The sequence below is a fragment of the uncultured Pseudoalteromonas sp. genome, assembly GCF_963922945.1.
In the GTDB taxonomy this organism is placed as follows: Bacteria; Pseudomonadota; Gammaproteobacteria; order Enterobacterales; family Alteromonadaceae; genus Pseudoalteromonas.
This window is the reverse complement of sequence record NZ_CAWUKC010000021.1, coordinates 31,078-44,560: the sequence shown is the minus strand read 5'-3', so window position 1 is coordinate 44,560 and position 13,483 is coordinate 31,078. Positions and strand designations below refer to the sequence as shown.

Here is a 13,483-nt window from a genome sequence, read left to right as displayed (position 1 = left end):
AAGATACTGGAACCTAAATCCAGCGCGTCTACCAATTCCGCCACTCCCGCATTTTTTGTGTTTAATAAACACTGGTAGTTATTTTAAACTCTTTATTGAGCTGCAATTTAACTCTTGCAGAGCCACTTCAAAAAAGAAATGGTGGCTAAGACGGGATTTGAACCTGTGACCCCATCATTATGAGTGATGTGCTCTAACCAGCTGAGCTACTTAGCCATTGTTGGCTGGGATACCAGGATTTGAACCTGGGAATGCCAGGATCAAAACCTGGTGCCTTACCGCTTGGCGATATCCCAACAAAGAATTAATTGATAGTTTTAGTTCTTATCGAGAACATGGTGCGGAAGGAGAGACTTGAACTCTCACATCCTAAGATACTGGAACCTAAATCCAGCGCGTCTACCAATTCCGCCACTCCCGCATTTTCACTTTGAATAATCAAAGGAAGGTAGTTATTTTAAACTCTTCATTGAGCAGCAAAAGAAAATGGTGGCTAAGACGGGATTTGAACCTGTGACCCCATCATTATGAGTGATGTGCTCTAACCAGCTGAGCTACTTAGCCATCTCTTTTGTTATCACTTCATCGCTGAGTGCGGGGCGTATTATGCTGATATGACCCAAATCCGTCAACACCTTTTTTGCAAAAAAACACTTAACAGGGTTTGTTTGCAGGAAAATTAAGCTAAGAGACTAAATTTTAATAAATTTGCTGTTTTTTTAACTGCAAATCAACTGCCAAAGTACACCAAGTTAGTGCAAGTTAAAACTGTTGATATAAAAATTGCTTGTAAATTAAACAGCTAAATTGTAATTAAGCTTTATTTAAACTCAGTGTATTAATTATTTTTACTATTTAATAGTGTTTCGATACCTAAAAATAAGACGAGTTATTGATTAGTAGAGGCACCGACTGAGTTATTTCTGAAAAATGACGCTTTGATTCAACAATTGGATCAATAGTGGACATTGTTTAACTCACTCTAAGTTTGCATATCATGAGATTTTATTCAATTACAGATTAAACTCGACTTTTACCAATTTGTTTAATGAAGTGATCTATTTCAGAGCCAAAAAATGTTGGTAGCCGGGCAAAGAAATGTGTTATTCACTTGTCCTAAATGAGAATCTGTTGCCTATTTAGTGATGCGTTCAGCTGTCTAGCGTCATTAGATATTAGTAAAAACTAAAAGTGATTGCGGTTATGTGTGTTTTAAGTAAGTTTTGCTAAAGTATAAGTATAAAAAAACCCGCATTAAGCGGGCTTTTATAAACAGAGTGTTTTAAGCGTAATTATACGTTGAACAAGAAGTTCATCACATCGCCATCTTTAACAATGTACTCTTTACCTTCTTGACGCATTTTACCCGCTTCTTTAGCACCACCTTCGCCATTAAAGGCAATGTAGTCGTCATAACCGATAGTTTGTGCGCGAATAAAGCCACGTTCAAAGTCGGTGTGAATTTTACCAGCAGCTTGCGGTGCAGTTGCACCTACTGGAATAGTCCACGCGCGTACTTCTTTTACACCTGCAGTGAAGTAGGTTTGTAAATGTAATAGTTCGTAACCACCGCGAATAACACGGTTTAGACCTGGTTCGTCTAACCCAAGGTCTGCCATAAATTCAAGCTTGTCTTCTTCATCTAGTTCAGAAAGCTCAGATTCGATTGCAGCACACACCGGAATAACGACTGCGTCTTCAGACTCAGCAATAGCACGCACACGGTCAAGGTGTGGGTTATTTTCAAAGCCATCTTCAGCTACGTTAGCAATGTACATGGTAGGCTTAATAGTTAAGAAGTTAATTGAGCTAATAGCTGCTTTTTCTTCTTTAGTAAGCTCTAAAGAGCGAAGTGTTAAACCTTCGTCTAAATGCGCTTTTACTTTTTCAAGTACCGCATTTTGCTCTTTAGCGTCTTTATCGCCGCCTTTCGCTTTTTTAGCATTACGGAAAATAGCTTTATCAGCGCTGTCCATATCAGCAAGTACTAATTCGGTGTTGATAACATCAATATCGTCAGCAGGGTCAATTGTACCTGCAACGTGAATTACGTTTTCGTCTTCAAAACAGCGAACTACATGGCCAATTGCATCCGTTTCACGAATGTTTGCTAAAAATTGGTTTCCTAACCCTTCACCTTTCGACGCGCCTTTCACTAAACCAGCAATATCAACAAATTCCATACTGGTAGGTAGGATGCGTTGAGGATTTACAATCTTTGCTAGCTCGTTTAAGCGAGGATCGGGTACCGGTACTACACCTGTGTTAGGTTCGATGGTACAAAAAGGAAAGTTAGCGGCTTCAATACCCGCTTTAGTTAGTGCATTAAAAAGCGTTGATTTACCAACATTAGGCAAGCCAACGATGCCACATTTAAAACCCATAGTAAGATACCTTGTTAAGATTCGTTTAAACGATTATGGTTTAAAAGAATGTAGTCTGTTTTGTGCTTTTAACACACCATCTTTTGCAAGTATTTCCATACAACGAACTGCTTCATCAACCGCGGCATCCATTTTTTGTTGGTCTTCTTTGGCTGCTTTTCCAAGCACCCAACCTGTGACCATTTCACGATGCCCTGGATGACCGATACCTATGCGTAAGCGCATAAAATCTTTTTGGTTTGCCATTTTTGCAATAATGTCTTTTAAGCCATTATGACCGCCATGACCGCCGCCTTTTTTAAGTTTGGCAACGCCTGGGTCTAAATCCATTTCGTCATGGGCAACAAGTATGTTCTCCACGGGGATTTTGAAAAAATTGGCTAAACTACTGACCGCTTTACCACTTAAGTTCATGTAGGTGGTGGGGATCAATAATTTGAATTCTTGGCCTTGGATGATCACTTTGGCTGTGAGGCCGTGATATTTAGGATCGTGTTTAAGCGTGCAGTTGTAACGTGCGGCAAGTTCTTCAATGAACCATGCACCTGCATTGTGGCGTGTGTTTGCGTATTCGGGGCCTGGATTAGCCAGGCCCACAAGCATTTGAATAGAATTCAAGGTGCAAGACCTTAAATATTATTCAGCAGCGTCTGAAGCTTCTTCTTCAGCTGGAGCTGCTTTGTTAGCTTTGATAGTTACTACTGACAGGTCGTGGCCTTCGCCTTTACCTAGCTCAACAGACTGAACGCCTGCAGGAAGCTCAAGGTCAGAAATGTGAACTGAATCACCAACTACTAATTTAGAAACGTTAACTTCAACGAATTCTGGTAAAGATTTAGGAAGACAAGAAATCTCAACTTCAGTTAACTGGTGAACAACAGTTGCGCCAGCTTTAGTTACTACTTCTTCACCGATGAAGTGAAGAGGAACTTTAGTTACTAGCTTGTGAGTTGCATCTACACGTTGGAAATCAAGGTGAGTGATTTTTGGCTTGTATGGGTGACGTTGAATATCTTTTAAGATAGCTTCAACAGACTCGCCGCCAACATTTAGCGTAAGAATGTGCGTGTAAAAACCTTCGCTTTCTTGTGCTTTGATCATGTCTTTATGAGCAAGAGTAAGCGATACCGCTTCTTTATCTGCACCGTAAAGGATAGCAGGTACTTTGTCTTCGCGACGTAGGCGGCGGCTCGCACCAGTACCAGTTTCTACGCGAAGTTCAGCGTTGTAAGTATAAGTTTCGTTAGACATAATGTCTCCAATAATTAAAAGTGTTAGGGCCTTTGCGACCAAGGTCCCTACCCAAAAGGCGCGCTATCATAACACCGCCCCCCGATAAAATAAACAACACATACAAAAAAAGCGCCAAAAGGCGCTTATGTGTTCAAGCAGATGTGTGATTTTAATGTTCAAACATCGCTGAAATAGATTCTTCATTGCTGATGCGACGAATTGTTTCGGCTAACATGTCAGCAAGGGTCAGTACCTTTACATTATCAAGGGCTTTTAATTCATCAGATAACGGAATTGAGTCAGTTACAATTACTTCATCAATCACAGAGTTACGAATGTTCTCTGCGGCTTTACCCGATAAAATAGGGTGTGTTGCATAGGCAAATACGCGTTTAGCACCATGTTCTTTAAGTGCTTCTGCGGCTTTACATAAAGTGCCACCGGTATCAATCATATCATCTACGATAATACAGTCGCGGCCTTCAACATCACCAATAATATGCATTACTTGAGAAACGTTTGCTTGAGGGCGACGTTTATCAATGATAGCAAGGTCTGTGTCGTGAAGTAGCTTAGCAATAGCACGCGCACGTACTACACCACCAATATCTGGCGATACTACAACAACGTCTTCAAACTCACGCTCTTCCATATCTTCAAGCAGTACAGGGCTACCGAATACGTTATCTACAGGTACATCAAAGAAACCTTGTATTTGCTCGGCGTGTAAGTCAACCGTAAGAACACGGTCAACACCAACACTTGATAAGAAATCGGCAACAACTTTAGCGGTGATTGGAACACGCGCAGAACGTACGCGACGGTCTTGACGTGCATAACCAAAATAAGGAATGACTGCAGTAATACGACCTGCTGATGCACGTCGTAGAGCATCAACCATAACGATAAGTTCCATTAGGTTATCGTTAGTAGGGGCACAGGTTGATTGCAAGATAAAAACATCCGAGCCACGAACGTTTTCATTTATTTGAACACTGATCTCACCGTCACTAAAACGGCCAACAACAGCATCGCCTAATTCAATATACAAACGTTTTGCAACTTTTTGAGCTAGCTCAGGTGTTGCGTTACCAGCGAAGAGCTTCATGTCAGGCACGGTAGGGTTCCTCAGGCACTGAATTTTTGGACTAACGGGTAATAGGTAACCCTACTACGCGTTAACTTATGATTACTTGTACGTTACTTCATTGATCGAATATGGCGGTAAGCTCCGTATGAGCAGGTGAGACATTTGCGCTAGAAGCAACAAAACCCTGCCAATTATGGGGGAGGTTATCAAGTACATCTTGTGCTTGAACTTGACTTGCAAATTCAACAAAACAACATGAACCTGTTCCGGTCATCTTCGACGGGGCGTATTTTAGCAACCACTGCAGGGTTTTTTCAACCTCGGGGCAGAGCTTTTTGACTAAAGGCTCACAATCGTTGGTTAATTTATGAGTTCGCCAATCGCCTGAAATCTTTGGCGTGTCGCGCTTAAGCTCGGGATGAGTAAATATTTGGGCGGTACTTACATGTTGATTAGGGTGCACAACACAATACCATTTTTGCTCCAGCTGTACATCAACTAGCTGCTCGCCAATACCCTGTGCTATAGCGCTTTTACCTCGTATAAATACCGGAACGTCGGCGCCCAGTTGTAAGCCAATGTTTGCTAACTCATCTGTAGTGAGTTGGGTATTCCACAGTTTATTCAACGCAAGTAATGTGGTTGCAGCATCAGATGAGCCGCCGCCAACACCGCCACCCATAGGTAAGCGTTTAGTGAGGTTTATTGTTACCCCCGATGAAATGTTACCGTGTTCTTTTAATAGCGAAGCGGCTTTATAAATAAGGTTGTCGCAATCTTCAATGCCCTTGGTGTCACCTGTAATTACGATGGCGGGTGCTTCATTTAATGAAAAATCAAGCGTGTCGCCAAAATTTAAAAAGGTAAACAAGGTTTCGAGTTCGTGATAGCCGTCATCACGGCGTGCGTTGATGTGTAAAAATAAGTTAAGTTTTGCCGGTGCAATCACCGAAAAAGCTGTTTTAGTATTCATACTTAATTAAATTGCCAATTGTAGAGTTGAATTTTGATTTTAATTTGCTGATGTTTGAGCGTGACATTGCCAGGGACCCAAAAGCCACTTTGTTGCTTGTAGTTTGAATATGTTATTTGCCACTTTTTATTGCTGTTATCGTACCAAATAACTTGTTGTGCACGGTCAAGTTCGTCTACTTTTAATGTTTGCGAGATTAACGTGCCTTTTAACCAGTCAGCGGCGTTATCAACTGGTAGGTCAAAACCGGTTAAGCGCTTTAATAACAACGTGGCGTTAGTATCTGTGTATGTTTTATCGTCGTAATCGAGTACCGCACCAGTGCGGGTTTGTTTAAGTGACAATATACGAGTACCAATAAATGTAGTGAGCACTAATTTGTTTTGTTTTTCGTCTTGTTGCCAATTTAAGTTTGCAGATTGGCGTTCATCAGGGCTTATAAAAGCTAATTTACCTTGTGCTTGCCAGCTTTGTTGTGCTGCTAAACGGGGTTTCCAATCATCGTAAAGCGTTGTTTTAGTACCTATTTGATGGGCGCAGCCCGCTAAAAACAAATAAAGAGTGAATAAAATTAAATAATGTCTAATCAAATGTTGTTCCTTACTTTCCATATTCCGCTGATTTTTGATAAAATTACCGCCTTTAAAGTAGGGCGCAGTAATATTTGGCAAATATGACCATCATAGCACTTGGTATAAATCACAAAACCGCATCCGTAGAATTACGTGAAAAAGTGGCTTTTTCGCCTGAGCAAATGGCTGAGGCGCTCCAGCAATTAAGCGGTCATGCCAACTTTAACGAAGCCGTTATTGTATCTACCTGCAATCGCACTGAGCTCTATTGTAGCCTTGAGCAGTCAAATTCCCAAGCATTGCTGGCATGGCTTGCCAGTTTCCATGGTTTGGATGAACTCGAACTGAGCAAAAATATATACTGTCATCAAGGCGATGCGGCCATTAATCATCTAATGCGTGTTGCATGCGGCTTAGATTCGTTAGTTTTAGGTGAGCCGCAAATTTTAGGTCAAATAAAACAGGCCTACCATAGTGCCAAAACACATGATGCTGTTGGCGTCAAATTTGATAGGTTGTTTCAAAAAACGTTTTCGGTCGCGAAGCAAGTTCGTACCGACACCGATATTGGTGCCAGTGCTGTGTCTGTGGCATTTGCTGCGGTTAATTTAGCAAAGCATATTTACGGCAAGCTTGATAAGACCAATGTGTTACTAATAGGCGCTGGCGAAACAATAGAGCTTGTAGCTAAACACTTATACCAAAATGAGCCACAGCAGATAACGGTTGCTAATAGAACCATTGAACGTGCACGGGGTTTAGCACAGGAAGTCTCGGCTGATGTTATAGCGCTGGCGCAATTACCAGAGCGTTTGCACAAAGCCGATATTGTGATTAGTTCCACAGCCAGCACTTTGCCTATAATAGGTAAAGGAGTGGTGGAGCAAGCACTTAAACAGCGCCGCCATAAACCTATGCTGTTTATTGATATTGCTGTACCGCGCGATATAGAAAGCCAAGTTGGCGAGTTAGATGCCGCCTATTTATATTCGGTTGATGACTTACAAGCTATTGTGAGCGAGAATATGGCCGCGCGTGAACAAGCTGCAGAGCAAGCACAATTAATTATAAGCGAACGCGTAAAAGAATTTGAAATGTGGATTCGCTCTCTCGATTCGGTTGATTTAATTCGCCATTACCGAAACGACGTACAAACCATTAAGTCAGAACTTGTAGGGCGGGCAGTGAGTCAGTTAAATACAGGTAAAGACGCCGAAAAAATTATATTAGAGTTGGCCAATAAATTAACCAATCGCTTAATGCACGCGCCTACCCGTGCAATTCAAGATGCGGCTAAAAACGGTGAAGTGGCCCAACTAACTCAGTTGAAAAAAATGTTAGGTATTGATCAGGAATAACAGTTAAATGAAAGAGTCTGTATATCGTAAATTAGAAACCTTAGTTGAGCGCTACGAAGAAGTGCAAGCGCTACTAAGCGATCCGTCGGTCATTAGTGATCAAAACCGCTTTCGTGCGCTTTCAAAAGAATACGCTGAGCTAGAAGAAATTGTAAAAACTTTTTTAGCTTACCAACAAGCGCAAGATGACGTGACGACGGCTGAAGAAATGCTTAAAGATTCAGACCCTGACATGCGTGAAATGGCACAAGAAGAATACAAAGAAGCTAAAGCACAAATAACTTCTCTTGAAGATGAATTGCAAGTATTGATGCTCCCTAAAGATCCTAAAGATAATAACAATGTGTTTTTAGAAGTACGCGCCGGTACGGGTGGTGATGAGGCTGCTATATTTGCTGGTGATTTATTTAGGATGTATAGCCGTTACGCCGAAACACAAAAGTGGAAAGTTGAAGTAGTAAGCACCAATGAAGGTGAGCATGGCGGTTACAAAGAAGTGATTGCCAATATTAGCGGCGAAGGGGTGTACGGTAAGCTTAAGTTTGAATCGGGCGCACACCGTGTTCAACGTGTGCCAGAGACTGAATCGCAAGGGCGTGTACATACCTCTGCGTGTACGGTTGCTGTGATGGCGGAAATTCCAGAAGCAGAAGCTATTGAAATAAACACCGCCGACATAAAAGTAGATACATTTAGAGCTTCGGGCGCGGGTGGTCAACACGTAAATAAAACCGATTCAGCTATTCGTATTACCCATATCCCAACGGGCGTTGTGGTTGAATGTCAGGATGAACGTTCGCAGCATAAAAACCGTGCTAAAGCAATGTCGGTGCTATCAGCGCGCTTACAGCAAGCCGAGGATGAAAAACGCCATGCGGCTGAGGCTTCTGAGCGTCGTAATCTAGTTGGTAGTGGTGACCGCTCTGAGCGTATTCGTACCTATAACTACCCGCAAGGGCGTATTACTGATCACCGCATTAACTTAACACTTTATCGTTTAAATGAAGTGGTAACCGGCGATTTAGGCGCAATTATTGACCCTCTAATGCAAGAGCATCAAGCCGATTTACTTGCCGCTATGGGTGATGAGTAATTGTGACCCTTACCCTTGAGCAGGCAATAGCAGTTGGTGCAAATACACTTGCACCAGCTAGCGACAGTGCTAAATTAGACGCACAAGTACTTCTTCTACATATTCTTCAAAAACCTCGTAGTTATTTATTTACTTGGCCAGATAAGCTACTTAGCAGCGATGAACAATACCAATATGATGTGTTTTGTCAGCGCCGCTTAAAGGGGGAACCGGTAGCCCATATTACTGGTCAGCGCGAATTTTGGAGCTTAGCGCTCGAGGTGAATGCCACGACGCTTATTCCTAGACCTGATACCGAAACACTCGTTGAGCAAGCGCTAGCGCTTTCGGTGCCCGAGCATGCAAAAGTCCTTGATTTAGGCACTGGCACCGGGGCAATTGCATTGGCGCTGGGTAGTGAAATGCCCACATGGAAAATAACAGCAGTTGACAAAGTAGCCGATGCAGTCGCCTTGGCGAGTCGAAATCAGCAGCGTTTAGCAATTGAAAACGTGCAAGTTAAGCAAAGTAACTGGTTTAGCGCGCTTAAAAATGAGCAATTTAATTTAATTGTTACCAACCCACCTTACATTGAACACGGCGATAAACATTTAAAAGAAGGGGATGTACGCTTTGAACCTCTTTCTGCGTTAGTGGCCGATGAAGCCGGATTGGCTGATATAAAACAAATAATTACACAATCACGTGACTATTTGCTCCCTAGTGGCTATCTTTTAATAGAACATGGTTTTGAACAGGGTGAAGCTGTTCGGTATTTGTTTAAACAAATGGCGTTTATAAATATTAAAACAGTAAAAGACTTGGGAAATAACGATCGTGTAACGCTCGCACAATGGCCTTAACTTATAATAAATAGCCATGCTTGTGTGTTCAATAAATGCATTAAGGAACCTTTAATATGATGGGTGATTTTTTATTTTCAGATGAGCCAGATGAGTTAGAAAGTGAAGTAGAGCTTGGCACTTGGAAAGTATTAATCGTTGATGATGAACCTGAAGTCCATGCTGTTACCAAACTTGCGTTGAGTGATTTTGAATTTCAGAACAAACGGCTAGAGTTTTTAAGTGCCTACTCGGGTGCTGAGGCAAAAGAATTAATAAATGCGCATCCTGATGCCGCCATTGTACTGCTTGATGTAGTAATGGAAACTGATGACGCTGGATTGCAAGTTGCTAAATTTATCCGTGAAGAGGCAGATAATAATCATATCCGTATTATTTTAAGAACCGGTCAACCAGGGCAAGCGCCTGAGCGCCAAGTGATTATTAATTACGATATTAACGACTATAAATCAAAAACAGAGCTAACAGCGCAAAAATTATTTACGGTGATTATGTCGAGCTTGCGCTCGTATCGCGATATTATTTCTATTGAGCAATCTCGTGAGGGGCTTGAAAAAATTATTGTGGCCTCGCGCGATATTTTTGCGACTCGTTCAATTGAGCAATTTATCGAAGGCGTGATGCAGCAGCTTACCTCGTTATTAGGTATTGCAGAGCAAGCGGTATATGCCACAACCTTAGTGGCTCAAAACTCGCAAGATAACAGCAACGAAAAACTTATTGTGCGCTCTGGCACTGGTGAATTTGAGCAAAGCGAAGGTAAAGAACTTGAAGCGGTGTTACAAAATGAGCAGCTAGAGGCGTGTCATCAGGCACTTAAAGAAAAAAGTATTATTTATAAAGATAACTATTTGTTTGCTTATTGCAGCAGCGAATACAATCACAACTCGATGTTATTCATATCAGGGATCCCTAAAAATATCACCGATACTCAGCGTCACTTAATTGAAATTTTTTCTCAAAATGTGCAGCTGGCATTTGAGAATGTTCAACGACAACAACACTAGTTGTAATTATACGTTTAAAAAGCACATGGCACTTGCAGCTATGTGCTTTTTAGTTTGTAAGGCATAATAGCCAACATTGTGTGCCGCGCAGGTAAGTTGGCGCACGCCAATACATTTAATAGCATAAAAAGTACGGGGCTTATGGATTATTTAGCAGTAAAACACTCACACATGGCAATTGCTATGCTCAGCGTTATTTTATTTTATATTCGCTCATTTTCACGTATGGGCAGTGGCAAGCTTGCTAAAAACAAGTTGGTTTTTATTGGCAGCCATAGCATTGACACTTTATTACTTGTTTCTGCACTAACATTAATGTTTATGGCAAAATTTAATCCTTTTGAACAGCTTTGGTTATTAGAAAAAATAGTGCTTGTAGTGATTTATATTGCCATAGGCATTATTAGCGCTAAACAAACTAACACTTTGCCTAAAATTATTTATTTGGTCGTAAACACGGTTGTGATTTTAGCCATAGGGTATTTGGCAACGGCAAAATCGCCGCTGCTTTTTTAAAAGTGCTTAAGTATCAGTGCGTGTAAAATTATTAATCACGCACTGTGCTTAAAAATACGAGTTAACATATTGAGGGGGAGTTCTACGAATTAAACCTTCCAATCAGTAGCAATTAATTCACAGTGCTAGGTGTATAACTTGTAAGCTTACTAACTGCGTCTGCGTTCATCTTAATATGGCCTAAAATTGTAATCACTTTGTTTACTACAAATCATATTAACAACTTATAAATTGAACCTATAGTCTTTGCTGTATTGGTAACTGTGTTTAAAGTTAGGTAAACTACGCCTTCGTTTTTTTATAAATGTTGTAGTATTGATGACCACCCTCGGGTATGACGAACACGATGAATCGTATTTAGATGATGCGTATGACGAATTTACTCCACCGCCACTTTATCGGTGTATTAACGCAGAATCGAAATGGGATCCTCAAATAGACTTAGCCCCCACGTTTTCTCTGTTAACTGACTTTGAGCAGCAAATAAGTGCATTGTGTGTTAAGCAAAAAGACCCTCACGATAGATTAGAAGCACTACTTGATATGTTCTATAGTCAGTGGCTTTTTAGCGCCTCTGGATTGAAAGTGCCTGAGTATAAAATTAATAGCGTCAGTTACACGCTTACTATGCGCAGCGGCTCTATAACCACATTAGGCATTTTATTAACACACTTACTTGAGCAAGCGCAATTAGACGCCAGTGTGTCTATTAACCAGGGCGATATTAGCGTGCATGTCGCAATAAGTGACGAAGAAGGCTACATTATTGAGCCTAGCAGCGGGCAACAAAGTTGGTACATCATTCCTGAAAATGCAGATGAAGAAAATGGCCAAGAACAAGAGCCTCTTGAACTTATATACAACGATGAAGTATATAAACTGTTTTTAGCGCAGCAAAAATGGTCATTTATTAGTGAAAATAAATTTGGCCATGCACTGGTATGCGTTGAGTTGCTCATGGAGCTATTAGGCGATGACCCGTACGAGAGACGCGATAGAGGTTACTTACTCAATCAGTTAGATTGCCCTAAAATGGCACGCGATGATTTACAGTTTTTTGTTGATGAATGCCCAGATGATCCGGCAATAGAGATTATTCAGCATCAGATAGAAGAACTGGAAGATAATAATAAAACACACCATTAATAATAGGAACAAATATGGCTGATACTCACACTGCATTGATCACCAATGATGCTGTTGTACTGGGTTTGCTTGCTGTAATTTTAGGGTTCATTTTTAAAACCTCAAATAGCGATAACCCCAAACTAAAAGCATTTTATAAATATGTGCCAGCATTATTACTATGTTACTTTTTACCGTCATTATTAAATACGTTTGGTATTGTAGATGGGCACAGCTCAAATATTTACTATGTTGCTTCACGCTATTTACTGCCAGCGTGTTTAATTCTACTCACCATTAGTATTGATTTAAAAGCGATTATTAATTTGGGCCCCAAAGCACTTATTATGTTTTTAGTGGGCACGCTGGGTATAGTGGTTGGTGGGCCTTTATCAATTTTAGTGGTAAGCGTATTTAGCCCTGACTTAGTGGGCGGCCACGGCCCTGATGCGGTTTGGCGCGGTATGACGACGGTTGCTGGAAGTTGGATTGGCGGCGGAGCAAACCAAGCTTCTATGAAAGAAATGTTTGAAGTAGGCGGCGATATATTCTCGGTCATGGTGACCGTTGATGTAATAGTGGCAAATATTTGGATGGCTGTTTTATTATTAATGGCGGCCAATCACACAAAAATTGATGCCGCAACTGGGGCAGATACAAGCGCTATTGAAGATCTAAAAAAGCGGGTAGAGGAATATCATGCCCAGCATGCGCGTATGCCTACCTCAAATGATTATATGACCATCATTACTATTGCGTTTGGCATAACAGGGCTTGCGCATTTTTGTGCCGATTTTTTAGGGCCGTTTTTTGCAAACAATTATGCGTGGGCTAAAGAATACAGCTTAAATAGCAAATTCTTTTGGTTAATTGTTATTTCTACTACGATTGGTATTAGCTTATCGTTCACGAAAGTCAGACAAATAGAAGCGTTTGGCGCATCAAAAGTTGCTTCTAGCTTTTTATATATTTTAGTGGCATCCATTGGTTTACACATGAACGTAACCGCTATATTTAGTAATCCGGGGTTATTTTTAATCGGTGCTATTTGGATGTTAACACACGCAAGTTTAATGCTGATTGTAGCTAAAGTGATTAAAGCACCGTTGTTTTACATGGCAGTAGGCTCACAAGCTAATGTAGGCGGCGCTGCGTCAGCGCCTGTAGTGGCTTCAGCGTTTCACCCTTCGCTTGCGCCTGTAGGCGTATTATTAGCTGTATTAGGGTATGGTGTAGGCACATATATGGCCTACATTTGTGGATTAATGATGCAAGTAGTTGCACCTTAGG

The 13,483-nt window shown here is 41.2% G+C and carries 12 protein-coding genes, 4 tRNA genes and 1 pseudogene; 7 read left to right on the top strand and 10 right to left on the bottom strand.

The features are described 5' to 3' along the window. Positions 1 to 139 precede the first annotated feature (139 nt). The 10 genes from AABI99_RS06915 to lolB all read right to left on the bottom strand — a co-directional run bounded on the left by AABI99_RS06915 (position 140) and on the right by lolB (position 6,270). Positions 140 to 216, bottom strand: a tRNA-Met gene (locus AABI99_RS06915). A gap of 5 nt (positions 217 to 221) precedes the next feature. Next, positions 222 to 296, bottom strand: a tRNA-Gln gene (locus AABI99_RS06910). 40 nt (positions 297 to 336) lie between these two features. Continuing rightward, a tRNA-Leu gene (locus AABI99_RS06905) sits at positions 337 to 421 on the bottom strand. Between the two features lie 66 nt (positions 422 to 487). Further along, positions 488 to 564 (bottom strand) — tRNA-Met (locus tag AABI99_RS06900). Between the two features lie 728 nt (positions 565 to 1,292). Next, positions 1,293 to 2,384 (bottom strand): redox-regulated ATPase YchF, encoded by a 1,092-nt coding sequence (ychF, locus tag AABI99_RS06895; protein WP_338364798.1) that lies wholly within the window; start codon positions 2,382 to 2,384, stop codon positions 1,293 to 1,295. A 33-nt stretch (positions 2,385 to 2,417) separates the two neighbouring features. Then, complete coding sequence (gene pth / locus AABI99_RS06890; protein WP_338364796.1) at positions 2,418 to 3,002, bottom strand: aminoacyl-tRNA hydrolase; 585 nt, start codon at positions 3,000 to 3,002, stop codon at positions 2,418 to 2,420. Positions 3,003 to 3,020: 18 nt separating this feature from the next. Continuing rightward, positions 3,021 to 3,635, bottom strand: coding sequence for a 50S ribosomal protein L25/general stress protein Ctc (locus tag AABI99_RS06885; RefSeq protein WP_338364793.1), 615 nt, complete (start codon positions 3,633 to 3,635; stop codon positions 3,021 to 3,023). Between the two features lie 151 nt (positions 3,636 to 3,786). After that, positions 3,787 to 4,734, bottom strand: a complete 948-nt coding sequence (locus tag AABI99_RS06880) for a ribose-phosphate pyrophosphokinase (protein WP_338364791.1) — start codon at positions 4,732 to 4,734, stop codon at positions 3,787 to 3,789. An 88-nt stretch (positions 4,735 to 4,822) separates the two neighbouring features. Beyond that, complete coding sequence (ispE, locus tag AABI99_RS06875; RefSeq protein WP_338364790.1) at positions 4,823 to 5,680, bottom strand: 4-(cytidine 5'-diphospho)-2-C-methyl-D-erythritol kinase; 858 nt, start codon at positions 5,678 to 5,680, stop codon at positions 4,823 to 4,825. Between the two features lie 2 nt (positions 5,681 to 5,682). Next, positions 5,683 to 6,270 carry a lipoprotein insertase outer membrane protein LolB gene (gene lolB, locus AABI99_RS06870; protein WP_338364786.1) on the bottom strand — a complete coding sequence of 196 codons (588 nt, stop codon included), beginning with the start codon at positions 6,268 to 6,270 and terminating at the stop codon, positions 5,683 to 5,685. An 83-nt stretch (positions 6,271 to 6,353) separates the two neighbouring features. Here lolB and hemA point away from each other — a divergent pair, with 83 nt between their 5' ends. The 7 genes and pseudogenes from hemA (at position 6,354) to AABI99_RS06835 (ending at position 13,482) form a co-directional block, all read left to right on the top strand. Then, the gene (gene hemA / locus AABI99_RS06865; RefSeq protein ID WP_338364785.1) at positions 6,354 to 7,610 is read left to right on the top strand and encodes a glutamyl-tRNA reductase; all 1,257 of its coding nucleotides are present in this window, start codon (positions 6,354 to 6,356) and stop codon (positions 7,608 to 7,610) included. A 7-nt stretch (positions 7,611 to 7,617) separates the two neighbouring features. Beyond that, positions 7,618 to 8,703, top strand: coding sequence for a peptide chain release factor 1 (gene prfA / locus AABI99_RS06860; RefSeq protein ID WP_338364784.1), 1,086 nt, complete (start codon positions 7,618 to 7,620; stop codon positions 8,701 to 8,703). A 2-nt stretch (positions 8,704 to 8,705) separates the two neighbouring features. Further along, entirely contained in the window at positions 8,706 to 9,545 is an 840-nt protein-coding gene (prmC, locus tag AABI99_RS06855; RefSeq protein WP_338364782.1) for a peptide chain release factor N(5)-glutamine methyltransferase, read from the top strand. Between the two features lie 56 nt (positions 9,546 to 9,601). Next, positions 9,602 to 10,537: pseudogene (locus tag AABI99_RS06850) on the top strand (DUF3369 domain-containing protein); the annotation flags it as partial. A 156-nt stretch (positions 10,538 to 10,693) separates the two neighbouring features. Continuing rightward, positions 10,694 to 11,068 carry a SirB2 family protein gene (locus tag AABI99_RS06845; RefSeq protein ID WP_338364781.1) on the top strand — a complete coding sequence of 125 codons (375 nt, stop codon included), beginning with the start codon at positions 10,694 to 10,696 and terminating at the stop codon, positions 11,066 to 11,068. A 318-nt stretch (positions 11,069 to 11,386) separates the two neighbouring features. Then, entirely contained in the window at positions 11,387 to 12,214 is an 828-nt protein-coding gene (locus AABI99_RS06840; protein ID WP_338364779.1) for a tetratricopeptide repeat protein, read from the top strand. 14 nt (positions 12,215 to 12,228) lie between these two features. Then, positions 12,229 to 13,482, top strand: coding sequence for a DUF819 family protein (locus tag AABI99_RS06835; RefSeq protein WP_338364777.1), 1,254 nt, complete (start codon positions 12,229 to 12,231; stop codon positions 13,480 to 13,482). Position 13,483 lies beyond the last annotated feature (1 nt).

Coding starts and splice junctions, on each gene's coding strand:
- ispE (WP_338364790.1), bottom strand. CDS start 5,680: ATGAATACTAAAACAGCTTTTTCGGTGATTGCACCGGCAAAACTTAAC.
- AABI99_RS06845 (WP_338364781.1), top strand. CDS start 10,694: ATGGATTATTTAGCAGTAAAACACTCACACATGGCAATTGCTATGCTC.
- AABI99_RS06885 (WP_338364793.1), bottom strand. CDS start 3,635: ATGTCTAACGAAACTTATACTTACAACGCTGAACTTCGCGTAGAAACT.
- ychF (WP_338364798.1), bottom strand. CDS start 2,384: ATGGGTTTTAAATGTGGCATCGTTGGCTTGCCTAATGTTGGTAAATCA.
- hemA (WP_338364785.1), top strand. CDS start 6,354: ATGACCATCATAGCACTTGGTATAAATCACAAAACCGCATCCGTAGAA.
- AABI99_RS06840 (WP_338364779.1), top strand. CDS start 11,387: ATGACCACCCTCGGGTATGACGAACACGATGAATCGTATTTAGATGAT.
- prfA (WP_338364784.1), top strand. CDS start 7,618: ATGAAAGAGTCTGTATATCGTAAATTAGAAACCTTAGTTGAGCGCTAC.
- AABI99_RS06835 (WP_338364777.1), top strand. CDS start 12,229: ATGGCTGATACTCACACTGCATTGATCACCAATGATGCTGTTGTACTG.